Consider the following 22,572-nt stretch of genomic DNA (forward strand, 5'->3'; position numbering starts at 1 on the left):
AGCACAAGTATTTTTTCTTGTGCTTTATTATTTTTAAATTCATCAGGTAGTTATAGTATAAATTTCATATAGAAGAAACTTATTCCTGAGGATAACTTGCTGAAGTGAAAGTATCTGTCATCAGCATCATTTGATTCCCTTTCAGTGGTGTGAATGGAAATGCTACATAGTCCAAATTTCCTTGAGTCATATTAAAGTATAGTTTTTTGTCATCAACCGTTAATTTTGATGCATGTGCAGGATATGTTCCTTCATTTTTAAATGTAATTAAAAAAGCTATAGGAAAGAAGTGCATACAGCTACAATGGCAAAGATGACCATCGTTAAAAAACGAGGTTTGCTGAGCAGTTATCTGTGTTCTGTTAGGATAAAACCAATAATAGAAATCATGAGTATCTTCTATTTTTTTATTTTCGCCTAACACAAATTTTCTTAATGGTGTGTAATATTCACTATCAATAAGAGCATTTTTGCATACTTCTACGGATGTTGCTGCGAGCAGATGACCAACCATTGCACGCAAAAAAGATACTGCATTGAAAGGCGTAGAGATAACATTTCCGTAAAAATGAACACCAGCTAAATATTGCCTAATTAGATTTATAAAGTTCTCGATGGGAACCTTGATCTCATGATCCAAACTCCCAAGTATGTTGCCATTACAATTCTTGCATATGGTTTTAAATGTCGCTCCGGCATGAGCATTTATTGGTTTTATTTCATCAGAGGAATAATGTTCAGAGACTGTTTTTTGAAACATTGGTTGAATAGTAGTTGCACAACGAGGTGGCACATGATCCTTACTCAATAGACCATATGAACCGCAAATGACGCAATGCCCCTCACTAATTCTTGCATGTCTCAAACGTTCAGAAATTTTACCCATAAGAAACCTCGGAATAGCAATCTTGACTGATTTTATCGCAAATGGGTAACCTATGCATTTCTATCATAATCTCCTTTACAGCCTTCGTGTTTAAGAATGTGGCTAAGTTACTCGCCTTTAGTGCAAAAATAATCAAATCCCAGGCCTCCTGATTTTTGGCAAAAAACCTCAAGTAATCTTTTACTCAGGAAAAAGTACAGGCTGTTTTTTTCCGCCTGAATTAAAATCTCGTTCACCTGATCCGCTTCAACCTCACCGACCAAACGCCGTGTACTTAGATCTCAGTACCGAACTTTCCACTAACCCGGTATTACCTAAAATCTGAACGATCAAAAATCTCTTTTAGATATTCTCTCCGTGCATTAGAAGGAAGGATTGTCGTGATGGTCACGCAGATTCATTCCCAGCACTGATCATGAATATCAAAAAAAGTACTGTTTGAGGGTTATCTGATAAGGAGTATTTGATACTGAATTATTGCAGTACTAGAAGGGATGGGTGTTTGGAGTGTGCAAAGGGAGCTTTATGAGTCAGTACCGGTGTAAAATATGAGTATTTTAGTATTTATTCACCATCATCTAACTTATTAAGATATTCAGCAAGAACATCCCCGTGGCATGCGTATGGTTTACAATGACAGCCTAAAGTATGCCCTCTTAAAAGTTTCAGCTTTTCATTAAAATCATCTCCACCACGTAAAAAATTACGGCTAAAATCATAAGCAAATTTTCGGATAACTTCATCACGGTCACCATCTTGACCTATTGCATACGGATTTCCCCACAAAGTTCCACGACCTATATAAGTATCAAAATGCTCACCTTTGTCTTTATTTGAGACAAAAGTTATTTTATCTTGAATGTATCGGACAGGTATCACCTCCGAAAGATATGATTTAAAAGTTGTGAACTTCGGAGAATATGTAGAGTCAAAAATAACTGCATGAGTTAGTTTTTCATCTTGAACAACACTATCAAGTACATTATCACCAAGAAGTTTTAATAATTTTGAATCGAAGAAATTACTGATGAGGTTTGCTGGATCATCAAAGTAAAGAATTTGGTAATCATCCAGTGTTGAAAGTATCTTCGTAAGTTTTCTTTCAAACTTACCAGCAGATGCAAAGTTTGGATGGTACATTATCAGTACTTTTATCATATTAAGTGCTTAACCTCAAAATCAGTATCCCAATGCTTGTTCAAGTATTCTATCACAAGGCGACGGTGGCAGTGATGCGGTTTATGTTCACTGCAAAGCAAGCAACTATTTTCAATCAAAGATTTATCAATACGTTCAATTTTTCTTTTTGCCATTAAATTCAAGAAGTTATCCTCATAAACCTCCCATGAAATGTTCCCTTTTTTGTATGGATTTAACATCTCCTTAGTCGGGGCCAATTCCGGGACATGCATATAGTTAACATTGCATAGTTCTTTTAAGAAATATTTAAGATCATTCTTCTTGGCAAATCCAGATAGTTGAGAAACGTTATTTAACCGCACATCAACTAAGTTTTTAATACTAGGCTGTGACTGGATAAGTGTAAAAAACTTTTCAGCAGTTTTTTCAGTAAACCCAATTGAATATACTTTCATATTTAATCCTGTATTTTAATTAAAGCTGCTAAAAATTTATAACATTCATTACGTTCACTGAAAGGGGCCATGCTTAATGTAGCATAACATTTTCCATAATGGTAATCTCCATCCTCTTTCTGACCATAAGTTGAATATATAATTGTGTCAGTAATGGAAATTTTATAATTTATTTGATTGTATTCAAATAACCCATGATAGCGTTTACGTCCATTGAAGGAAGAATGGCTTACACGAATAACTAAATCCTCAATGATAATAAAATACAGACTATTAGTCTGACCATTAATTAACTGAGAAGGAAAGCAGTCATTCACCCCATAGTGTTGCTGAGGATTGAACCAAAGAGTGTCAGGGTATTCAACAAATTGGTCGAGCTTATTGACGGGATGAGTACCTACTTTTTTCCATCGAAACGAAGTGTCGATGAGAAAGTTCTCGGCCTGTACAGGATGATTAGCTTTTCGTAATAAATGAATGTCAACTACATCAAGTACTTGAGGTATTCTATAATCTTTAAACTGAATTTCTTTTGTCGTTAGAGCATCGTTATCGTCAGGAAGACTGTTCCCAACAGGTCGTATCCATAAATGGGTTTCATCCTCGTGCCATTTTCTTCCTGCAAGGCAATAGTGTTTACGTTTCGCTGAGGCTGCTAATAGTACTAATCGCATGCTTGACATAAAAATATCCTTATCAAAATTATATCAATAAGATGATTCTCAAGAAAAGTCAATGATTGTGAATGATATGTTATAATATTGCAGTTAATTGCCTCAAGCGAGACATTAACATAAGGATGTTAGCTTAACAAAACGTTGGGTAAGTTCGCGGAAGTAGATTAGTTTACTTTTAGTATACCTCAAGCAGACCTGCACAGATCTTCATTCAAAGTGGTTCATTAAATGAATTTTACAACCTAAAACAGACTGTATATAATGAACCATATAAAACAGACTGATGGTGAGTATCATGCGTGTATGGGCATATCTAAGAGCATCGACGAAAGAGCAAGATGCAGATAGGGCTTTGAAAGAGTTGGAGGCATTTGCTCATTCACATGATCTGAAAATATCAAAGTACTTTAAGGAAAATGAATCAGGTGCAAGCCTACAGCGGCCTCAATTGTTTTTACTCTTAGATATCGCGGAACGTGGCGACATTCTGCTCTGTGAGCAAATAGATCGTATAAGCCGACTTACCGCAGAGGACTGGAAAACCTTACGAGGACTAATCGAATCTAAAGGGATCAGGGTTGTATCGTTAGATTTGCCTACGAGCCATCAGCTTTTGCATGTTCAGGATGAGTTCACCGCTCGTATGTTTGAATCAATGAATTCTATGATGCTCGATATGTTGGCGGCAATCAGTCGCAAGGACTATGAAGATCGCCGCAGACGACAAAAGCAGGGTATTGAAAAGGCCAAGAGAGAGAAAAAATATCGTGGTCGTCCAGTCGATGAGAGCTTACATCATAAAGTACAAGAACTACTGTCTGACGGTAAAAGCTGGAGCAAAATCCAGGCTTTGATCGGTTGTTCAAGGGCTACTATCGCAAAGGTGGCTAAAAACTCATCTCTTACAGAAGAATAGTGGGTAATAAATGGCAGAGTAGGCCAGTACTGCCAGATTGTTAACGAATATAGCGGTATATGGTCAAGGGAGGGTACTTACAGTTTTGTAGTAAACGAATCCTTTCGATATCTATTCACGTTTGTGATGAAAATCAACTTTAACACAATATGTAGTATTGAGTGGTTTGCTTGAACGCTATATGCTGATTTTTCTATGGAAATAGAGGGTTCGATAATGGGTAAAGATCAGCATGTTGTTCCTCATGATGGAGGTTGGGCCGTTAAGGGGGCAGGAAACAGTAAAGCGACCTCCGTTCACCCAACAAAGCAATCTGCGGTAGACGCTGCAAGAGGGATTGCTACAAACCAAAAAAGTGAGCTTGTGATCCATAACAAGGATGGCAGGATCGCAAAAAAAGATTCGCATGGTAACGATCCTTGTCCACCAAAGGATAAGAAGTAACTGAATAAGGGGCTTGTCGCCCCTTTTTTATGCACATCGGGAAAGCACTTCCGACACTATAACTTTCGAAAAGTACATGTCATGTCCCCAACCCTGACGGCACGTTACCTTGCAAGATTTTGTGCTGGACGGTACTATCGAGAGTGGTACAGTACTGTTGTAGTACTACCACTATAACCAATTGATTAACCAACACAATTTAGTACTAATGGCTGATGGCAGGGCCCCCACCCAATTCTGGGGATCCCTGTCTCTTTCCTTGTTTTTCCCATGCTCCAGCGTACAGCAAAAAGACCCGCTTTCGCACTCTGCATGTTGGACTGTTTTTCCCTGATTATTGTGCTCCCGAATCGTGCCAGCACGAGAAGTAGCGGAAAGTTTGCGGATCATCGTGCCTGCCAGTACCGCCTCTAAAAACCCCCTCGGTTTATGCTTTAAAAATATATGTCATAAATCTGAAATAATAATGAAATATTAATGTCATTTTCATGTCACAAATAACTGGCAGATTATCTCTGGGAATTTATTGCCCGATCGGCAGCTGAAAATATATGTCTGGATCAGTTTGTTAACTTCGTGTATTAATTATGATAAATTTATTGCACGGGAAGCATGACGATGACTACAGTAGTTTTGAACGTAAAAATTGATGCGGAGTTAAAAGAAAAGCTGCGTCATTATGCGGAAGTAAATAACGAGAATCTGGGTACTGCAACGGAGAAACTGCTGCTGCTGGCATTTCAAATAGCAGATTCAGCAGGTGAGGCGGGGGTTTCGGAAGAGGATATCGATAGCCAGCATACCGAAGAGGAAGCTTCTCCATTAACCCCTAAAGAAATCAAAGCATTAAGAAAAATTCTGAAGAAGAAAAAATGAAACAACAACTCTCTACAGCCAGCAACTATAGCGAAGCCTGCGACTTGTTACGTTCAGGGTATGTTAAGCATGTTCGCCTCAACTGGAATATCGGTAGTGATGAGTTCTTTCGCATTGCCTCCGACTGGTGTGATACCGGGGCGAAAATAAAAAAAGATGAAGATGGTTTTATTATCTCGTTAAAAAGCTTTCCTATCCCACGCCAGCATTAATGAAATTTATTCATTGATGTCATCGGGCTGACATATAGCAATGACATCATGAAGTGCAATTTATAAAAAACATCTCATATGCGTCATGGATGATGACTTTTGACGGGCTGAACCCAGCCCGTCGATATTTTATTATATTATTTTACGCATTCGCGTATTTTCACTCTGTTGCGTCAGACCCGCCCACACTGGCTGCAGGGTTGTAAACGCATTGCGCAACTCCTCATCGTCGAGGGTGAAAGGTAAACGCAAGTAGCGGTCAAAGGCGCCAGCCAGACCGAAGCGTGTCCCGGTACCAATATGAATCCCAAGACTCTCCGCTCTTGCTGAGAAGATCGTCGCCAGCATGCCCGGTAATTCTACCCAAAACGACAGTCCGCCTTCAGGCGATGTGAAGCGCCAGTGGGGAAAGTATTCCGTCATGAGCGCGCCACACATATCGCGGCGCGCGGCCAACATTGCTCGACGCGCCGGGAGCCAGGTGCGATCGTTTTCGAGCAGCCAGCTGCAGGCCAGCTGTTCAAGCAGCGGGGTGCCCAGGTCGAGTGAATCCCGGGCCTGAACTAACGAGGCAATGGTACGTGAGGAGGCGCGGATCCAGCCGATACGCAATCCCCCCCAGAAACTTTTTCCGGCCGAGCCAATCGTGATCACCGGCGCCTCGGGATTGAAGGTCGCCAGCGGCGGCGGTGGCGGAGCGTTGTACCATAAGTCCACCATTGTCTCATCGACCACCAGCGTCGTACGCGTTTGTGCCGCCATATCGGCCACCCGCTGACGGGTGGCGCTATCCATACAGCGACCGGTCGGGTTATGAAAATCAGGCATCAGCCATGCCAGCCGCGGCGCGGTTTGCGCAATGGTTGCCGCCAGTCCGTCGCAGTCCCAGCCATGCTGCGGCAGGGCGACGCCGACCGGCCGGCAGGAGGCGCCCTGAATGGCGCTGATCGCCATGGGATAGGATGGCGCATCAATCACTACCCGGTCGCCTGGCCCGGTTAGCAGGCGAAGCACCAGCGAAAATGCGCTCAGTGCGCCGTTCACAATCATCACTTCCTCGCTGCGGGTTGGAAGACCTCGTTCGCAGTAGCGGCGGGCTATCGCCTCCCGCAATACCGGCAGACCGTGCTGATCGTAACCGGTATTGGACAGATGCTGCGGCAGCATTGTCAGGGCCTGATGATAGGCCTGGTGAATCTCAGGTCCGGCGCTCAGAGCGGCGGTGGCCAGATTGACCGATGAGGGACGGAAGTCCACTTTTGTCACCGTGTCCGCTCGTTCCGGCAGCGCGATACGCGAACCGCTTCCCTGACGACTGTAAAGATATCCCTCTTCACGCAGCTGGCCGAGCGCGCTGGCGATAGTGGTGCGGCTGACGTTCAGGGCCGCGGCCAGCTCCCGTTCGCCCGGGAGGCGCGTCTCCAGCGTCAGGCGACCATCGAGAATCAGCAGACGCAGGGCGTCCGCCAGCTGGCGCCAGAGCGGCGTTCGGGTCGAAGACTCTTGCCAGTGGCCCAGCAGGCGTACCAGCGATTGCGTACCGAAGCGACGAGAAACCATAGCGATCCACTTTTAAAAAACTGGCCATTAATTATCAATCCATTTTTGCTGATGATGGCGAGGTCCGCAATCATCCAGAGGTAAAATAAAAAATGTTACGTCGATTAGTGCAGCTCTATATCGGTCTTGTTCTGTACGGCGTGTCGACCGCGTTGTTTGTTCATGCCAATCTGGGTGCCGATCCGTGGGATGTTTTTCATCTTGGCGTGGGTAAGCAGTTTGGCCTCGATTTTGGCACGGTGATTATTCTGACCGGGGCTGCGGTACTGCTGTTGTGGATCCCGCTGCGTCAAATGCCGGGTCTGGGAACGGTCAGCAATGTGATCGTGCTGGGGCTGGCGGCAAACGCCACGCTGGCCGTTCTGCCGCCGATGGAGTCGCTGGTGTTGCGCGGTCTGATGCTGATCGGCGCTATCGTGCTGAATGCTCTGGCCACGGGGATGTATATTGGCGCCGGTTTTGGCCCCGGACCGCGTGACGGGCTGATGACCGGTTTGCATGCCCGTACCGGATGGTCTTTGCGGGGGATCCGCACCGTCATTGAGCTATCGGTCCTGGCGATCGGCTGGGCGCTGGGCGGTACCGTTGGCGTCGGCACCGTGCTTTATGCGCTGACGATTGGGCCGCTCATCCAGCTGTGTTTACCCTGGTTTCGCCAGCCGACGGTGCGTAAAGCGGTCAACGCTACCGGTGAGGTCGTCTCCTGATTTTATCCCGTGACCAGGGATGAGGGCTAAACTTAGCCTTACAGATGCGGCCGGGTTCGCCGGTCGCGCTGTTCACTTCGGAGATCATACTCATGAAGTACGTTGATGGTTTTGTCGTTGCCGTGCCCGCGAAAAATAAGGAGGCCTATCGCGAGCTGGCAGCAAAGGCCGCGCCGCTGTTTAAAGAGTTTGGTGCGCTACGGGTGGTGGAGTGCTGGGCGGACGATGTGCCGGACGGTAAGCTCACCGATTTTCGCATGGCGGTGAAAGCCGAGAGCGACGAAGAGGTCGTGTTCAGCTGGATAGAATATCCGTCAAAAGAGGTGCGCGACGCGGCGAATGCCACCATGATGGCCGACCCAAGGATGAAAGCGTTCGGCGATAGCATGCCGTTTGATGGTAAACGAATGATTTTCGGCGGCTTCCTGCCATTACTGGATGAATAATCTGTCCCGCCGTCCCTTTCCTGTGCAAGGGGACGGCAGGGGCGGGGTCAGGATACTTTGGTAAACAGATGGCGATAATCGCGCACCTCGCCGTCGGTACGAAACAGACCGCCGCCGCTATAGTGCAGGGTCTGCGGCCACCTGGGCTGCGGTTTTACGCGTGCCGCCACCACTTCAAAAATAAAGAAGTTATAGCTGTCCACCAGCGCATCGTCGAAGAGCCGGCATTCAAAGCTGGCGTGGCATTCGGCAATGGACGGCGCGGAGACCTGTTCACTGGCTTCCGTGGTGAGCCGGAAGGCGGCAAACTTGTCCACCGCGTCACCGTCACAGTTCCCGATTCTGGCGACCGTCTCCGCCATTGCGGCATCTGGCAGGTTGATAACGCACTCCCCGCTGCGGCGAATCATGTCGAAACTGATATTGCCGGCGGAAATCATGCAACCTACCAGCGAGGGGGAAAACTCCAGCACCGTATACCAGCCAAGGGTCATGATATTATTTCGATCCTGCCAGCGGCTGCTGATTAAGACGACGGCGCCGGGTTCCAGCCAGTGGCGCACATCGTGTAAAGGCCAGGGATATTTTTGCATCTGGGACGTCTCCCTTCATGGATTTACCTTAAGCGTAGCGCAATGCGCTTTAAGGTTATTTTCCGCCCACAGAATAAACTGCTCTTTCGGCAAGGCCGGGCTGTATAGCCAGCCCTGGGCGTAGAGCACATCGTGCTGACACAGCCAGTCGCGCTGTTCTGCTGTTTCGACGCCTTCGGCAATGGTGGCCAGATGGAGCGCTTTTGTCATTTTGATGATATGCGGCGTCAGCGGCTTATATTCGAGGGTATCGACGAAGGATTTGTCAATTTTCAGGATATCGACATCCAGTTTTTGCAGGTAGCTGAGGCTGGAATAGCCGGTCCCGAAATCATCGATTGAAATACTGTGCCCCACCTGACGATAGCGGGCGATCACCGGCAGAGTGGTCTCGGGATCGACGAAACCGCGCTCCGTCAGCTCAAGCGTAATTTGCGCCGGCGCGATCTCCCACTGCCGCAACAGATCGGCCAGAAGGGCTGGCAGGGTAGGCGAGCGCAGATCGTCGACCGACAGATTAATCGAAATGTGGAGTTCCGGATGCATGTGCAGCCACCGGCCGAGTTCGGCGAAAATTTTCCGCACAATATCTTCGGTTAAATGGGTAATGAGCCCGGTCTCTTCGGCAAGCGGAATAAAAATATCCGGCGATAAAAAGCTGCCGTCGGGCTGCTGCCAGCGCGCCAGGGCCTCGGCGCCGACGATTTTGCCATCTTTCAGCGAGACGATGGGCTGGTAATGGACCCGAATCGCGTCGGAGTGCAGCGCATCCAGCATCCCATAACGCGGCGAGCGTAAGGTGCGGCGCAGTCGCAGTAGCAAAAATGAGGTCAGCAGACTGATAAACAGTCCGAGGGGAAGCCACAGCACCAGCTGATGGCGGAATTTTTCCTGCAGCGGTAGCGTGGATGACCAGGTGGCGATAGCCAGCCCCAGTTCAGGAATACGATGGAGGCGATAAACCGTGTTATCGACGGTGAGCGTCTGGCCATCCAGGTGCTTGATTTGCTCCCAGACCACCGGGTCGAGAGGTTCGCTGCTGGTAATGACCTGCTTTTCTTTCATGCCAAACAGAATGGCGTGAATATTTTCATGGCCGGGCGAGATGATATCGATAAATGAGGCGGGATCGATCATCACGACATGATTCTGACTGCCTAACGCCGTCATTTTGTGCTTCAGACCGAGATCGTTGACCGTAGTGAGCCAGGCCCGATAGCCGTCGGTGGTGAGGTGGTCGGGGGCTGGAAAGGAGACCGGGGTACTGCGATCTTCAAGAGAAGAACATTGCGGTACCGAACCTTTGAGCCAAAGTACCTCCTGCACATAGCGATGGGTATAGGCGATTCGGCGCATCGCGAGCAGATGCTGTGGGCTGCAGGCGGCAGCGCTGTGGGCATCGGCTTCCTGCAGCGCTTCTCTTGCCTGGCTCGCCACCTGCTGAATGCGCATCAGCACGCGGGAAGAGTAGTTATCCAGTTCGGAATAAAACAGTATTGTTGCCTGGCTGGTCGCCAGCCAGATGCTTAAGGCAATCGGTACAATAACGGCGAGTATCAATACCCCGGTCACCAGACTCACCAGATTCCTGGTCGTCATGCGCATGTCCTTATGTTATTGGGGTTTTGATGAGTATATCCGATAGCGGAGAAAGGTCGCAGACGAGCGACAATTATTATTGGATTTAAAAAATGCCCGAATCACGACATGGCGCGGATATCGGGCTAACAGTGGATGATCCGCAGCGGTCGAGGCAATGAGCGGTGCGAATTAAAACGAGGGCTGGAGCTGGATGCCGATAGCTTGCGTTATCAGCATCCGGGTTCAGTTTACCGCGTAATCATGACAGCCAGATGTTTTTTAATGAGCATCCGGCGCAGTAATATCGGCGCTGATCCGCAGATCGTTTTCATCGAAAACCATACAGAAGCGGTCGTCGAAGGCGACGTCGATTTTCTGCCACGGGCGGAAGTGAACATCGCCGGGCAGCAGAATTTTTACGTTGTCATGTCCATAGCACTGGCCGAACAGGTAGGTGTTGTTCCCCAGGCGTTCAACCACTTCACATTGAAACTCCACGACCGTGCCGCTGCGAACGTCGGTCGACAGGTGTTCCGGGCGAATCCCCAGCGTCACCGCATCACCGGGTTGCAGCGGCGAGGTGGTGATATTCAGCGTCAGGCTATGATGCTGCGCCATCTGTACGGTGAGCTGCCCCGGCTGCCAGGCACTGACCGTGGCGGGCAGGAAGTTCATTTTCGGTGAGCCGATAAAACCGGCGACGAACCGGTTGACCGGGTTGTAGTACAGCGCCATCGGCGACCCCATCTGCTCGACTTTCCCGTAGTTCATCACCACGATTTTATCGGCCAGGGTCATCGCTTCCACCTGATCGTGGGTGACATACACCATCGTGGTTTTTAGCTCATGGTGCAGTTTGGCGATGTGCAGACGCATCTCGACGCGCAGCTCCGCATCCAGGTTCGAGAGCGGTTCATCAAACATAAACACCCGCGGGTTACGTACGATGGCGCGGCCGATTGCCACACGCTGGCGCTGGCCACCGGAGAGCTGTTTCGGTTTGCGGTCCAGCAGATGGGTCAGCTGTAGCGTTTTAGCCACCATTTCGACCTGACGACGAATCTCGTCCTTTGGCACTTTATTGACTTTCAGGCCATAGCCCATATTTTCCGCCACCGTCATGTGCGGATAGAGCGCATAGGACTGGAAAACCATGGCCACCCCGCGGTGGGCGGGCACCACATCATTCATCACCTCATCACCGATCAGCACCTCGCCATCGCTGACCTCCTCAAGTCCGGCGATCATCCGCAGCAGGGTCGATTTCCCGCAGCCGGATGGCCCGACAAAGACCGCAAATTCACCGTCTTCGATATCAAGATTGACCTGGTGCAGCGTCACGGTAGTACCAAACCGTTTGGTGACATTCCTCAGTCGTATATTGGACATCAACATTCCCCGGGGTTAGTAATCGTTATTTGCCGTTGGGATTAGGGTTGCAGTGGTTTTTTGTATTACGTGTAACAACCAGGCTGAACAATGCTCAACAGCGCTGAAATCATGGGATGACTATAACTTCCAGTATTTTTGAGCCCTACATCGATGTTTCATTTCTGCAATCACGATCACACAACTGGTAGTCTGGTGTAGTTTTATACGCCTTCAAAGCGTAGCGTATAACAAATCAGGAAAATCTGGATTTAGCGTTGTAAGTCGCCATTTATCAGTTGATTCAAACACAGCGATAAATGAATTCATCAAATAAAAACCAATAAATTGTTATACCTTCACATGAGGTTGATAATGAAAAAGAACATCCTTGCTGCACTTATCCTCACGACTCTGGCTGCCGGGCAGCTTGTCAGCCTGCAGGCGCACGCCGCCGGTCAGCTGAACGTCTGGGAAGACATCAAGAAATCCGACGGGATTAAAGCCGCGATCGGCGATTTTGAAAAACAGTACGACGTTAAGGTCAACGTGCAGGAGATGCCTTATGCACAGCAGCTGGAAAAGCTGCGCCTTGATGGTCCGGCCGGGATTGGCCCGGATGTGCTGGTGATCCCGAATGACCAGCTCGGGGGGGCGGTTGTGCAGGGGCTGCTGTCGCCGCTGACGCTGGATCAGGCGAAGCAGGAGGTATTCACCCCGGCGTCAATTAATGCCTTCCGGCTGGATAACGTGCTGTATGGCGTGCCGAAAGCGGTGGAAACCCTGGTGCTGATTTACAACAAAGAGCTGATCGACAAACCGCTGGATAGCCTGCAGGCGTGGTTTGACTATTCGAAAGCGCAGCGGGCGCAGAACAAATATGGCCTGCTGGCCAAGTTCGATCAGATCTATTACAGCTGGGGGGCGATTGGCCCGATGGGCGGCTATATCTTCGGCAAAAACGAGAAGGGCGGTTTTAATCCGCAGGACGTCGGTTTGAATAAACCCGGCGCGGTCGAAGCCGTTACCTTCCTGAAAAAATTCTATAGCGACAAGGTCTTCCCGGCGGGGATCCTCGGAGATAACGGGCTGAATGCTATCGATTCGTTATTCACGGAGAAGAAAGCGGCGGCGGTGATCAACGGTCCATGGGCGTTCCAGCCGTACGAAGCGGCGGGGATTAACTACGGCGTTGCGCCGCTGCCGATGCTGCCAGACGGCAAACCGATGAGCTCGTTCCTTGGCGTAAAAGGGTACGTGGTGTCGACCTGGAGCAAAGACAAAGCGCTGGCACAGCAGTTTATTGAGTTTATCAACCAGCCTCAGTACGTGAAGGCGCGCTATGTGGCAACCGGCGAGATCCCGGCGCTGAAAGCAATGATTGACGATCCGCTTATCAAGAATGACGAGAAAGCCAGCGCGGTGGCGGTGCAATCTGCTCGCGCCACGGCGATGCCGGGTATCCCGGAAATGGGCGAAGTGTGGGGGCCGGCGAACGCGGCGCTGGAGCTCAGCCTGACCGGCAAACAGCCGCCGCAGGCGGCGCTCGATAATGCCGAGAAACAGATCAAGATGCAGATCGAGGCTATGCAGGCCAGCAACCAGTAATCGTGATGTCCGTCATTTTAAGGTGACAGGCGCGTTGGCCGCTGACCTGTTACCCGGATTATCAGGGCATAGATGTAAAGAAGCGGGAGGAGGACCTCCCGTTTTCAGAAGGAGTGGTGTGTGATTATCAATCCCAGCGAAAATATTGCCGAGTCGCGCGGCGCAGGACGTCATGCGTGGTGCGGCCTGCTGCTGGCTGTCGTGCCGGGTTTTGGCCAGTTTTATCATCGCCAGTGGCTGAAGGGGCTTGTCTTCCTGGTCCTGCTGAGCAGTTTCATGGGGGTTTTTTATGACTTCCTGCAGGAAGGCCTGTGGGGGCTCTACACCCTGGGCGAGGAAGTCCCGAGGGATAACTCCATTTTCCTGTTGGCGGAAGGGATCATCAGCGTGCTGATCGTCGCTTTTGGCCTGCTCATTTACTCTCTTTCGTTGCGCGACGCCTGGGTTAACGGCAGAAAGCGCGATGAAGGCGTGGCGCTGAACAGCGTGCGCAAACAGTATCAGATGCTGTTGAACCAGGGGTTTCCCTATCTGATGATCAGCCCCGGCTTTATTTTGCTGGTGTTCGTTGTCATCTTCCCGATTCTTTTTGGCTTTGCCATCGCGTTCACTAACTACAACCTCTACCACACGCCGCCGGCGAAGCTGGTGGATTGGGTGGGTTTTAAAAACTTTATCAATATTTTCACGCTCTCTATCTGGCGCTCGACCTTCTTTGACGTGCTGCAGTGGACGGTGGTGTGGACGCTGCTGGCAACGACTCTGCAATGCACCGTCGGTGTGCTGCTGGCAATCCTCGTGAACCAGAAAGATCTGCGCTTTAAACCGATGATTCGCACTATTTTTATCCTGCCGTGGGCGGTTCCGGGGTTTGTCACGATCCTGGTGTTTGCGGGGATGTTTAACGACTCGTTTGGGGTGATCAACAACGCGATTCTGTCGTTCTTTGGCATTGGCCCGAAGGCGTGGCTGACCGATCCGTTCTGGACGAAGACCGCGCTGATCATGATGCAAACCTGGCTGGGTTTTCCGTTTGTCTTTGCCATGACCACCGGCGTGCTGCAGGCGATTCCTGACGATCTTTATGAAGCTGCGACCATGGACGGCGCCAGCGCCTTTACCCGCCTGCGGACCATTACGTTACCGCTGGTTCTGTACTCGATCGCGCCGATCATTATCACCCAGTACACCTTCAACTTTAACAACTTCAACATCATTTACCTGTTCAACAACGGCGGTCCAGCGGTCGCCGGTTCGAACGCCGGCGGGACGGACATTCTGGTGTCGTGGATCTACAAACTGACGATGTCGTCTTCGCAATATGCCATTGCGGCGACCATTACTATCCTGCTGTCGATATTTGTCGTCGGCCTGGCACTGTGGCAGTTCCGCGCCACAAAATCCTTCAAAAACGATGACATGGCGTAAGGGAAGCAACATGGCTAAATCACCCAGTATTAAACGCGAAAAGTGGATTCGCCTGTCACTCACCTGGCTGATTGTTATCCTGGTCTCGGTGGTGATTATCTATCCGCTGGTCTGGACCGTCGGCGCGTCGCTGAATGCCGGAAACAGCCTGCTCAGCACCTCGATTATTCCGGAGAACCTGTCATTCCAGCACTATGCCGACCTGTTCAACGGCAATGTGAACTACCTCACCTGGTACTGGAATTCGATGAAAATCAGCTTCATGACCATGGTGCTGACCTTAATCAGCGTCAGTTTTACCGCCTACGCCTTTTCCCGCTTTCGTTTTAAAGGGCGGCAGAATGGACTGATGTTGTTCCTGCTGCTGCAGATGATCCCGCAGTTTTCTGCGCTGATTGCGATCTTCGTGCTCTCGCAGTTGCTGGGACTGATCAACAGCCATCTGGCGCTGGTGCTGATCTACGTTGGCGGCATGATCCCGATGAATACCTGGCTGATGAAGGGCTATCTCGACGCGATCCCGAAAGATCTGGATGAGTCGGCAAGAATGGACGGTGCCAGCAGCTTCCGTATTTTCTTTGAGATCATTATGCCGCTGTCAAAACCGATTCTCGCGGTGGTGGCGCTGTTTTCATTCACCGGTCCGCTGGGCGATTTTATTTTGTCGAGCACCATCCTGCGTACGCCGGACAAATACACGCTGCCGATTGGCCTGTACAACCTGGTGGCGCAAAAAATGGGCGCCAGCTACACCACTTACGCAGCAGGAGCGGTGCTGATTGCCGTTCCGGTCGCGATTCTCTACCTGGCATTACAAAAATACTTTGTTTCCGGCCTGACCTCTGGCAGTACAAAAGGATAACCCCATGAAAAGATTAACACCCGCGTTGCTTGCTGTTTGTCTGGCATGCAGTTTTTCCCCCGCTGCACTGGCCGCCGAGGCGCTGCAAACGCGCGCATTTCGCGCGCTGCCTGCGGATTTTATTAAAGGCGCTGATATCTCTACGCTGCTGGATGCGGAAAAGCACGGGGCAAAGTTTTATAACCACAACAACCAGCAGCAGGATCCGATCGCCATTTTGAAGGCCGATGGCGTGAACTATGTCCGCCTGCGCCTGTGGGTTGACCCGAAAGATGCGCAGGGTCAGGGCTACGGCGGCGGTGATAACGATCTGGCGGCGACGCTGGCGCTGGCGAAGCGGGCAAAAGCGCAGGGTATGAAGCTGCTGCTGGATTTCCACTACAGCGATTTCTGGACCGACCCGGGTAAACAATTCAAACCGAAAGCCTGGGAAAAAATGGATTATCCGCAGCTGAAAACGACCATTCACGACTACACCCGTGACACCATCGCCCGCTTTAAACAGGAAGGCGTTCTGCCGGATATGGTGCAGATTGGCAATGAGATAAATGGCGGCATGCTGTGGCCGGAAGGCAAAAGCTGGGGGCAGGGCGGCGGTGAATTTGACCGTCTGGCTGGCCTGCTGAATGCGGCAATCGACGGCCTGAAAGAGAATCTGCAGAATGGCGAGCAGGTGAAAATCATGCTTCATCTGGCTGAAGGCACTAAGAACGATACCTTCCGCTGGTGGTTTGATGAAATCAGTAAGCGCAACGTACCGTACGACATCATCGGTCTGTCGATGTACACCTACTGGAACGGCCCGATTAGTGCGCTGAAAGCGAATATGGATGATATCAGCAGGCGCTATAACAAAGATGTGATCGTCGTGGAAGCCGCCTATGCCTATACCCTGGAAAATTGCGATAACGCGGAAAACAGTTTCCAGGCCAAAGAAGAAAAAGAGGGCGGTTATCCGGCCACGGTACAGGGACAATATAATTATATCCACGATTTAATGCAGGCCGTTGCCGATGTTCCCGACCAGCGCGGGAAAGGTATTTTTTATTGGGAACCGACCTGGATCGCCGTGCCGGGAAATACCTGGGCTACACCGGCGGGAATGAAATATATCCACGATGAATGGAAGCAGGGTAATGCCCGGGAAAATCAGGCGCTGTTTGATTGCCAGGGAAAAGTATTACCTTCAGCAAAAGTCTTTAATTAATCGTTAAGTTTTACACTTCAGGATGTTTATTATGAATAAATTTGCGCCTTTGAGTCCGAAGGTCAATGCGCTATTGCATGGCGCTGACTATAACCCGGAACAGTGGGAAAATTATCCCGGTATTATCGATCAAGATATTGCCATGATGCAGCAGGCTAAATGCAATGTCATGTCGGTGGGGATTTTCAGCTGGGCCAAACTTGAACCTCAGGAAGGCGTATTTGAATTTGGCTGGCTGGACAGCATTCTGGATAAGCTGTACGCCGCCGGTATTCACGTATTTCTGGCTACGCCAAGCGGCGCGCGCCCGGCCTGGATGTCGCAGGCCTATCCGCAGGTGCTGCGAGTGGGGCGCGACCGGGTACCGGCGCTGCACGGCGGACGGCATAACCACTGTATGACGTCACCGGTTTATCGGGAGAAGATTTTTAAAATCAACAGCCTGCTCGCGGAACGCTACGCACAGCATCCGGCGGTTCTCGGCTGGCATATTTCCAATGAATATGGCGGAGATTGCCATTGTGAACGCTGTCAGGCGCGGTTCCGCGACTGGCTGAAAGCGCGTTATCAAACGCTGGATAATCTCAATCACGCCTGGTGGAGCACTTTCTGGAGCCATACCTACAGCGACTGGTCGCAGATTGAGTCGCCGGCACCGCAGGGGGAAGTGTCCATTCACGGGCTGAACCTTGACTGGCGTCGCTTTAACACGGCGCAGGTCACGGACTTCTGCCGCCATGAGATTGCCCCGCTGAAGGCGGCGAATGCCGACCTGCCGGTGACCACCAACTTCATGGAGTACTTCTACGATTACGACTACTGGCAGCTGGCGCAGGCGCTGGATTTCATCTCCTGGGATAGCTATCCGATGTGGCATCGCGACAAAGATGAAACCACGCTGGCCTGCTATACCGCGATGTACCATGACATGATGCGCAGTCTGAAGGGCGGCAAGCCGTTCGTGCTGATGGAATCAACGCCGAGCGCCACCAACTGGCAGCCGACCAGTAAGTTGAAAAAACCGGGGATGCATATTCTCTCCTCCATGCAGGCTGTCGCCCACGGGGCAGACTCAGTTCAGTATTTCCAGTGGCGTAAGAGCCGTGGCTCGGTGGAGAAATTCCACGGCGCGGTCATTGACCACGTTGGTCATCTGGATACCCGCGTCGGCCGCGAAGTCAGCCGGCTGGGTGATATGCTCAGTCGTCTGCCTGGCGTGGTGGGCTGTCGCACCGATGCGAAAGTGGCGATTATCTTTGACCAGCAAAACCGCTGGGCGCTGGATGATGCGCAGGGCCCGCGTAATCTCGGGATGGAGTATGAAAATACCGTTAATGAACACTACCGGCCATTCTGGGAGCAGGGTATTGCGGTCGATATCATCGATGCCGATGGCGACCTGAGCGCCTACCAGCTGGTTATCGCCCCAATGCTGTATATGGTTCGCGATGGGTTTGCCGCGCGCGCCGAAGCGTTTGTCGCCGACGGAGGCCATCTGGTGACCACTTACTGGACGGGGATCGTTAATGAATCCGATCTTTGCCACCTTGGTGGTTTCCCGGGACCGCTGCGCAACCTGCTGGGGATTTGGGCGGAGGAGATTGATTGCCTGAATGACGGCGAGCGCAACCTGGTTCAGGGGCTGGCAGGCAACGAAGGCGGGTTACAGGGGCCGTATCAGGTGCGCCATCTGTGCGAGCTGATTCATGCCGAAAGCGCCCGGCCGCTGGCAACCTATCGTGATGATTTCTACGCCGGCCGCCCGGCGGTGACCGTGAATCATTTCGGCAAGGGGAAGGCCTGGCATGTCGCCTCACGCAACGACCTGGCTTTCCAGCGCGATTTCTTCGCGGTTATCAGCCGGGAGCTGGCCTTACCGCGGGCGATCGAGAGTGAGCTTCCGCCGGGCGTGGTCGCCACGGCCCGCACCGATGGCGAAACGACCTATGTTTTCTTGCAGAACTACAGCGCTCAGCAGCACAGCGTAAGTCTGCCGCAGGGCTATCAGGACAGTCTCTCCGGTGCGGCCATTAGCGCGCCGTTGACCTTAACCGCATGGGACTGCCGTATTCTCAGTCGTAAAGCGTAATCACTGCGTTATCCGAGCCTGCTCCTGCGAGCAGGCTTTTTTTTACCTTGATATTATCAGGAGTGCATGATGGTAAGTTTAAAATCCTTTCTGCATTATTTCGCCCAGCCTCGCCAACCGGTGCCGTTAAGTGATGTTGAAAAGCAACAGCTACAGGATTTAATTCAGGCGTTTGGTGGGGAGGGAAATATTGTTAATGTCGACGCCTGTATTACGCGTTTACGGGTCACGGTGAATAATCTGGCTATTGTCGATTCTCAGGCGCTACAGCAGCAAGGGGCGCTGGGTGTAATTATTATCGGGCAACAGGTGCACGCTATTTTTGGCAAGCAGTCTGATACCTTACGTCAACTATTAGATGAGCATTTTACCAGCCGTAAATAAAATTCATAAATAAAAAGGGATAACTCAATATAGAGTTATCCCCAAAACAAGACAAAGAAAACAATGGCAATAATCATTACCGGAGGGTAATTACGACCTTACAGCTGGAGATAAAAAGCTTCAGATAACAAAAATACGTTTACCACCAGGCTTCGACCTGGACGCCGAAGTTCCACGTATTGCTGGCGGTTTGATCTTCAAACGGTTTACCATTCTCGGAATCATTGAGATAGGAGGCAAAAATACGTAATTCAGGGCGTGACATAAAGTCCGGGCCATCGGCCAGACCCAGCGCAATGGTGTATTTCTCGCCGGCTTGTTTGTAGTCGGTATTGTTCTTATAGCTGTCTTTCTGGTAGAAACCGCCGACTTCGCCAATCAGACGGACATACTCGGTGAACTGATACTGTCCGCGTGCGACCAGAGAGAGTAAACGCGTTTTATTGGTGTAATCGGTGATGTCGTCGGCGGAGCCCCAGGTCAGCACATGGTTAATCGAGAATTTGTCGGTAATCGGAATCAGACCGGTGTTGATCACGCGATAGCCGGTGGCATCGTTGACATAGTTCCACATGTCGTACCAACCGCCGCCCTGGGAGACCATGTTCTGCGCCAGCCCTTTATTTGCATACTGCAGAACCAGCTTGTTGTAGCCGCCCAGCATATCCTGGCTGATTTCGCCGGTCAGCATCACGCCGTTATCGGCATCGTACAGCCCGCCGTAGCTATCCTGTTTTTTGGTGGTGTTGGGCATCGCGTAGTCGATACCAAATTCGGTCCAGGCGCCGGACCACGGTTTCCAGCCCGCATAGCGCAGATCGACATAGTTGATATTGACGTTGCTGTCGCCGTCGACGCGGTAATCGACGTCGTTTGCATCACCGCGGATCCAGGCAAGTGAAACGGCGCCTGGGCCTAAGGTATAGTTTTCGATCCCGGCACCGGAACCGGAGATGTTCCAGTATTTGGTATCGATGATGTGCAGATCGTGGCGCTGATAGTAGCGCTTGCCGCCCCAAATGACCGCGTTAGGATCGCCGGGGATCAGGCCTTTAATTTGCAGGTTCAGCTGACGCAGGCCAAACTGCGCATCGTCATTGAGGGTGGTTTCGTTATCGTTAGAACCGTCAGAGACCATGCTGACCATGCTATCGAGATAGAAGCTGACGTCATCCTTCTTATACACCTCAGAACCCAACTCCAGCTCGCCATAGGTATCAGATTCGTTACCCAGACGACCAATTTTGTTTTTTTGCCATTCGGCCAGACTGCCATCCCCGGAGACCCCAACCCCGGCACGCATATAACCATGAAAATCGATTCCAGGAACAGAGGCGGAAGCCGCGAGCACGGATGGTGAAATCAGCGCGGCGGCCAACGCAACAGAGACTGTGCGCAGCGTAGTGTTCATGTCTATCCTCTTATTGTTTTGTATTACGTTCACATTAACGGTGTCATGAAATGCCTAAACGTAACTTCAGGCAATTTAATGATCGTGATAGTGTGATTAAGTGCAAATAAAATGGCGTAATTTGTTACGGTCAGTGAGTCCATTCACAATTTGATGTATTGTGAGCGTAATACTTTTATTGTCATTTTTTAGCATGGGAACGTTGCAGGGCGCGTTTTTTTAGATGGCCCCTGTTACAATCCAGGGATAACAACATAAGGAACCGGACCATGAAGTCGAAAAGCGCAACCTTAGAAGATGTCGCGCGTCATGCAGGCGTCTCCTATCAGACCGTGTCCAGGGTGCTCAATAAATCTGCTAATGTATCCGAGGCCACGCGTCGTAAGGTGGAGAAATCCATTGAGCTATTGCGGTATGTCCCTAACCGCCTGGCTCAACAGCTGGTGGGCAAGCAAAGTCGGACCGTCGGTCTGGTGACAATTTCACTGTCGTTGCACGCGCCTTCTCAGGTTGCCGCAGCGGTAAAACGCTATGCGAATGTGGAAGGTTATCAGGTGCTCATTTCTATGATTGATGAGAGCGTCAATCAAAGTATTCAGGAATCCATCAATGAGCTGAAGTCCCAGCTGGTTGATAAGGTGATCATCAACGTGCCTCTGGAGACCGAACAAGCCCAGAAAATCGCGGCTGACAATGATGATATCGTTTGTCTCTTCCTCGACGTCGATCCCTATAGCTCCGTGTTTAACGTTTCGTTTAACCCGGCTGACGGCACCCGCGCGAGCGTCAAATATCTGTATGAAATGGGTCATCGGGATATTGCGCTGCTGGCCGGGCCGGAAAGCTCCGTCTCGGCAAAATTGCGTCTGAAGAGCTGGATAGAGACGCTGGCTGGCTATGGGCTACAGCCGGTGACGGTGATTCGCGGGAACTGGGACGCGCAGAGCGGCTATGCGGGCGCGCTGCAGATGTTGCGTGAGACGCCGAAATTTACGGCGGTGCTGGTGGGGAATGACCAGATGGCGCTGGGGGTACTGAGCGCATTTCATCAGCATCAGGTGCCGATTCCCGGTGAGAAGTCGGTGATTGGCTATGATGATACGTATGAAAGCTCATTCTTCTATCCGGCGCTGACCACCGTGTCGCTGGATCTGGATTTGCAGGGTAAAGAGGCCGTACGCCGTATTCTTGCTAGCGGCGATGGCGAAACGTCGCATACCTCTTCAATCCTGCCTGCCCGGCTGGTCGTGCGTCATTCTACCGGGCCAAAAACGGAGCAGGGTAAAGACCTACAGGCCATTGCAGAACAGCTGCGTGCGCTTGCACATCAACTGAATCCTTAATCTCTCACGGGCGGTTCGCGCCGCTCGATTTTACATCCCTGAGCTTCTCATGGTTGATCTTTGTCTTTTTGCGGCGTAACCTTATTGTTATGTTATAACATATCTGTTGAGGTTATCATGAAAGACAATATCCATCCGCATTACCGTACCGTTGTGTTCCATGACACCAGCGTGAATGAATATTTTAAAGTGGGATCGACAATCAAGACCGAGCGCGTAATTGAACTGGATGGGGAGACCTATCCTTATGTCACCCTCGATGTGTCGTCCAAATCGCACCCGTATTACACCGGTAAGCAGAAAGCCCTCAACAGCGAAGGCAGCACTGCACGTTTCCGCCAGCGTTTCGGCGGCTTTATTGATGCTAAAAGGAACTAAG

23 protein-coding genes are annotated in these 22,572 nt (G+C 50.5%); 14 read left to right on the top strand and 9 right to left on the bottom strand.

The features are described 5' to 3' along the window. Nucleotides 1-79: 79 nt before the first annotated feature. The 4 genes from ROR01S_RS26275 to ROR01S_RS14820 form a co-directional block, all read right to left on the bottom strand. Complete coding sequence (locus tag ROR01S_RS26275; RefSeq protein ID WP_071995105.1) at nucleotides 80-886, bottom strand: V-type ATPase subunit; 807 nt, start codon at nucleotides 884-886, stop codon at nucleotides 80-82. 564 nt (nucleotides 887-1,450) lie between these two features. Continuing rightward, nucleotides 1,451-2,044, bottom strand: coding sequence for a DUF4326 domain-containing protein (locus ROR01S_RS26280; protein ID WP_021313722.1), 594 nt, complete (start codon nucleotides 2,042-2,044; stop codon nucleotides 1,451-1,453). Next, nucleotides 2,041-2,481, bottom strand: coding sequence for a DUF488 domain-containing protein (locus ROR01S_RS14815; RefSeq protein ID WP_021313723.1), 441 nt, complete (start codon nucleotides 2,479-2,481; stop codon nucleotides 2,041-2,043). The genes ROR01S_RS26280 and ROR01S_RS14815 overlap by 4 nt, the downstream gene beginning before the upstream one ends. 2 nt (nucleotides 2,482-2,483) lie before the next feature. Then, nucleotides 2,484-3,164 (bottom strand): dual OB domain-containing protein, encoded by a 681-nt coding sequence (locus ROR01S_RS14820; protein ID WP_064359626.1) that lies wholly within the window; start codon nucleotides 3,162-3,164, stop codon nucleotides 2,484-2,486. Between the two features lie 289 nt (nucleotides 3,165-3,453). Here ROR01S_RS14820 and ROR01S_RS14825 point away from each other — a divergent pair, with 289 nt between their 5' ends. From ROR01S_RS14825 to ROR01S_RS14835, 4 genes are all read left to right on the top strand, one after another. Further along, complete coding sequence (locus tag ROR01S_RS14825) at nucleotides 3,454-4,074, top strand: recombinase family protein (RefSeq protein ID WP_174539223.1); 621 nt, start codon at nucleotides 3,454-3,456, stop codon at nucleotides 4,072-4,074. 216 nt (nucleotides 4,075-4,290) lie between these two features. Then, nucleotides 4,291-4,518: a DUF2188 domain-containing protein gene (locus tag ROR01S_RS26285; RefSeq protein WP_032247720.1), complete on the top strand. Its 228-nt coding sequence runs from the start codon at nucleotides 4,291-4,293 to the stop codon at nucleotides 4,516-4,518. 618 nt (nucleotides 4,519-5,136) lie between these two features. Then, entirely contained in the window at nucleotides 5,137-5,394 is a 258-nt protein-coding gene (locus tag ROR01S_RS14830; RefSeq protein WP_015585023.1) for a hypothetical protein, read from the top strand. Then, entirely contained in the window at nucleotides 5,391-5,606 is a 216-nt protein-coding gene (locus ROR01S_RS14835) for a hypothetical protein (RefSeq protein ID WP_004858752.1), read from the top strand. The genes ROR01S_RS14830 and ROR01S_RS14835 overlap by 4 nt, the downstream gene beginning before the upstream one ends. Nucleotides 5,607-5,738: 132 nt before the next feature. On the opposite strand, the gene yczR is transcribed toward ROR01S_RS14835, so the two are convergent. After that, nucleotides 5,739-7,166 (bottom strand): MocR-like transcription factor YczR, encoded by a 1,428-nt coding sequence (gene yczR / locus ROR01S_RS14840; RefSeq protein WP_004858755.1) that lies wholly within the window; start codon nucleotides 7,164-7,166, stop codon nucleotides 5,739-5,741. A 92-nt stretch (nucleotides 7,167-7,258) separates the two neighbouring features. Between yczR and yczE the strand changes: the two genes are divergently transcribed. Next, nucleotides 7,259-7,873 carry a membrane protein YczE gene (yczE, locus tag ROR01S_RS14845; protein ID WP_004858761.1) on the top strand — a complete coding sequence of 205 codons (615 nt, stop codon included), beginning with the start codon at nucleotides 7,259-7,261 and terminating at the stop codon, nucleotides 7,871-7,873. A gap of 92 nt (nucleotides 7,874-7,965) precedes the next feature. Continuing rightward, nucleotides 7,966-8,319 (top strand): DUF1428 domain-containing protein, encoded by a 354-nt coding sequence (locus tag ROR01S_RS14850; protein ID WP_004858763.1) that lies wholly within the window; start codon nucleotides 7,966-7,968, stop codon nucleotides 8,317-8,319. 47 nt (nucleotides 8,320-8,366) lie between these two features. On the opposite strand, the gene ROR01S_RS14855 is transcribed toward ROR01S_RS14850, so the two are convergent. The 3 genes from ROR01S_RS14855 to ROR01S_RS14865 all read right to left on the bottom strand — a co-directional run bounded on the left by ROR01S_RS14855 (nucleotide 8,367) and on the right by ROR01S_RS14865 (nucleotide 11,882). Further along, nucleotides 8,367-8,912 carry a flavin reductase family protein gene (locus tag ROR01S_RS14855; protein WP_004858765.1) on the bottom strand — a complete coding sequence of 182 codons (546 nt, stop codon included), beginning with the start codon at nucleotides 8,910-8,912 and terminating at the stop codon, nucleotides 8,367-8,369. Between the two features lie 15 nt (nucleotides 8,913-8,927). Then, on the bottom strand, nucleotides 8,928-10,511 hold the full coding sequence (gene pdeB, locus ROR01S_RS14860; protein ID WP_064359627.1) for a cyclic di-3',5'-guanosine monophosphate phosphodiesterase PdeB: 1,584 nt from the start codon (nucleotides 10,509-10,511) through the stop codon (nucleotides 8,928-8,930). Nucleotides 10,512-10,772: 261 nt separating this feature from the next. Further along, nucleotides 10,773-11,882 (bottom strand): ABC transporter ATP-binding protein, encoded by a 1,110-nt coding sequence (locus ROR01S_RS14865; protein ID WP_004858768.1) that lies wholly within the window; start codon nucleotides 11,880-11,882, stop codon nucleotides 10,773-10,775. A 354-nt stretch (nucleotides 11,883-12,236) separates the two neighbouring features. On the opposite strand from ROR01S_RS14865, the gene ROR01S_RS14870 reads away from it, so the two are divergent. From ROR01S_RS14870 to ROR01S_RS14895, 6 genes are all read left to right on the top strand, one after another. After that, nucleotides 12,237-13,469 (top strand): extracellular solute-binding protein, encoded by a 1,233-nt coding sequence (locus ROR01S_RS14870; protein ID WP_015585019.1) that lies wholly within the window; start codon nucleotides 12,237-12,239, stop codon nucleotides 13,467-13,469. Between the two features lie 120 nt (nucleotides 13,470-13,589). Continuing rightward, nucleotides 13,590-14,897, top strand: a complete 1,308-nt coding sequence (locus ROR01S_RS14875; protein WP_004858770.1) for a carbohydrate ABC transporter permease — start codon at nucleotides 13,590-13,592, stop codon at nucleotides 14,895-14,897. A gap of 10 nt (nucleotides 14,898-14,907) precedes the next feature. Beyond that, the gene (locus ROR01S_RS14880) at nucleotides 14,908-15,759 is read left to right on the top strand and encodes a sugar ABC transporter permease (protein WP_004858771.1); all 852 of its coding nucleotides are present in this window, start codon (nucleotides 14,908-14,910) and stop codon (nucleotides 15,757-15,759) included. A 4-nt stretch (nucleotides 15,760-15,763) separates the two neighbouring features. Then, nucleotides 15,764-16,966, top strand: coding sequence for a glycoside hydrolase family 53 protein (locus ROR01S_RS14885; RefSeq protein WP_004858772.1), 1,203 nt, complete (start codon nucleotides 15,764-15,766; stop codon nucleotides 16,964-16,966). 31 nt (nucleotides 16,967-16,997) lie between these two features. Next, nucleotides 16,998-19,055 (top strand): beta-galactosidase, encoded by a 2,058-nt coding sequence (locus ROR01S_RS14890; protein WP_015585017.1) that lies wholly within the window; start codon nucleotides 16,998-17,000, stop codon nucleotides 19,053-19,055. Between the two features lie 69 nt (nucleotides 19,056-19,124). Beyond that, a complete protein-coding gene (locus ROR01S_RS14895) occupies nucleotides 19,125-19,439 on the top strand; it encodes a PTS sugar transporter subunit IIB (RefSeq protein WP_015585016.1) in 315 nt (104 codons plus the stop codon). 139 nt (nucleotides 19,440-19,578) lie between these two features. Here ROR01S_RS14895 and ROR01S_RS14900 read toward each other — a convergent pair whose 3' ends face one another. Further along, a complete protein-coding gene (locus ROR01S_RS14900) occupies nucleotides 19,579-20,850 on the bottom strand; it encodes a maltoporin (protein WP_004858775.1) in 1,272 nt (423 codons plus the stop codon). Nucleotides 20,851-21,119: 269 nt separating this feature from the next. On the opposite strand from ROR01S_RS14900, the gene ROR01S_RS14905 reads away from it, so the two are divergent. After that, nucleotides 21,120-22,193: a LacI family DNA-binding transcriptional regulator gene (locus ROR01S_RS14905; protein WP_004858776.1), complete on the top strand. Its 1,074-nt coding sequence runs from the start codon at nucleotides 21,120-21,122 to the stop codon at nucleotides 22,191-22,193. 117 nt (nucleotides 22,194-22,310) lie between these two features. Beyond that, complete coding sequence (locus ROR01S_RS14910; RefSeq protein ID WP_004858777.1) at nucleotides 22,311-22,571, top strand: type B 50S ribosomal protein L31; 261 nt, start codon at nucleotides 22,311-22,313, stop codon at nucleotides 22,569-22,571. Nucleotide 22,572 lies beyond the last annotated feature (1 nt).

It is taken from the genome of Klebsiella ornithinolytica NBRC 105727 = ATCC 31898 (assembly GCF_001598295.1).
GTDB classification, from domain to species: Bacteria; Pseudomonadota; Gammaproteobacteria; order Enterobacterales; family Enterobacteriaceae; genus Klebsiella; species Klebsiella ornithinolytica.

Bases quoted from the DNA above. Each gene is read 5' to 3' on its own strand.
- ROR01S_RS26275 (WP_071995105.1), bottom strand. From the start codon at position 886: ATGGGTAAAATTTCTGAACGTTTGAGACATGCAAGAATTAGTGAGGGG.
- ROR01S_RS26280 (WP_021313722.1), bottom strand. From the start codon at position 2,044: ATGATAAAAGTACTGATAATGTACCATCCAAACTTTGCATCTGCTGGT.
- ROR01S_RS14815 (WP_021313723.1), bottom strand. From the start codon at position 2,481: ATGAAAGTATATTCAATTGGGTTTACTGAAAAAACTGCTGAAAAGTTT.
- ROR01S_RS14820 (WP_064359626.1), bottom strand. From the start codon at position 3,164: ATGTCAAGCATGCGATTAGTACTATTAGCAGCCTCAGCGAAACGTAAA.
- ROR01S_RS14825 (WP_174539223.1), top strand. From the start codon at position 3,454: ATGCGTGTATGGGCATATCTAAGAGCATCGACGAAAGAGCAAGATGCA.
- ROR01S_RS26285 (WP_032247720.1), top strand. From the start codon at position 4,291: ATGGGTAAAGATCAGCATGTTGTTCCTCATGATGGAGGTTGGGCCGTT.
- ROR01S_RS14830 (WP_015585023.1), top strand. From the start codon at position 5,137: ATGACTACAGTAGTTTTGAACGTAAAAATTGATGCGGAGTTAAAAGAA.
- ROR01S_RS14835 (WP_004858752.1), top strand. From the start codon at position 5,391: ATGAAACAACAACTCTCTACAGCCAGCAACTATAGCGAAGCCTGCGAC.
- yczR (WP_004858755.1), bottom strand. From the start codon at position 7,166: ATGGTTTCTCGTCGCTTCGGTACGCAATCGCTGGTACGCCTGCTGGGC.
- yczE (WP_004858761.1), top strand. From the start codon at position 7,259: ATGTTACGTCGATTAGTGCAGCTCTATATCGGTCTTGTTCTGTACGGC.
- ROR01S_RS14850 (WP_004858763.1), top strand. From the start codon at position 7,966: ATGAAGTACGTTGATGGTTTTGTCGTTGCCGTGCCCGCGAAAAATAAG.
- ROR01S_RS14855 (WP_004858765.1), bottom strand. From the start codon at position 8,912: ATGCAAAAATATCCCTGGCCTTTACACGATGTGCGCCACTGGCTGGAA.
- pdeB (WP_064359627.1), bottom strand. From the start codon at position 10,511: ATGACGACCAGGAATCTGGTGAGTCTGGTGACCGGGGTATTGATACTC.
- ROR01S_RS14865 (WP_004858768.1), bottom strand. From the start codon at position 11,882: ATGTCCAATATACGACTGAGGAATGTCACCAAACGGTTTGGTACTACC.
- ROR01S_RS14870 (WP_015585019.1), top strand. From the start codon at position 12,237: ATGAAAAAGAACATCCTTGCTGCACTTATCCTCACGACTCTGGCTGCC.
- ROR01S_RS14880 (WP_004858771.1), top strand. From the start codon at position 14,908: ATGGCTAAATCACCCAGTATTAAACGCGAAAAGTGGATTCGCCTGTCA.
- ROR01S_RS14885 (WP_004858772.1), top strand. From the start codon at position 15,764: ATGAAAAGATTAACACCCGCGTTGCTTGCTGTTTGTCTGGCATGCAGT.
- ROR01S_RS14890 (WP_015585017.1), top strand. From the start codon at position 16,998: ATGAATAAATTTGCGCCTTTGAGTCCGAAGGTCAATGCGCTATTGCAT.
- ROR01S_RS14895 (WP_015585016.1), top strand. From the start codon at position 19,125: ATGGTAAGTTTAAAATCCTTTCTGCATTATTTCGCCCAGCCTCGCCAA.
- ROR01S_RS14900 (WP_004858775.1), bottom strand. From the start codon at position 20,850: ATGAACACTACGCTGCGCACAGTCTCTGTTGCGTTGGCCGCCGCGCTG.
- ROR01S_RS14905 (WP_004858776.1), top strand. From the start codon at position 21,120: ATGAAGTCGAAAAGCGCAACCTTAGAAGATGTCGCGCGTCATGCAGGC.
- ROR01S_RS14910 (WP_004858777.1), top strand. From the start codon at position 22,311: ATGAAAGACAATATCCATCCGCATTACCGTACCGTTGTGTTCCATGAC.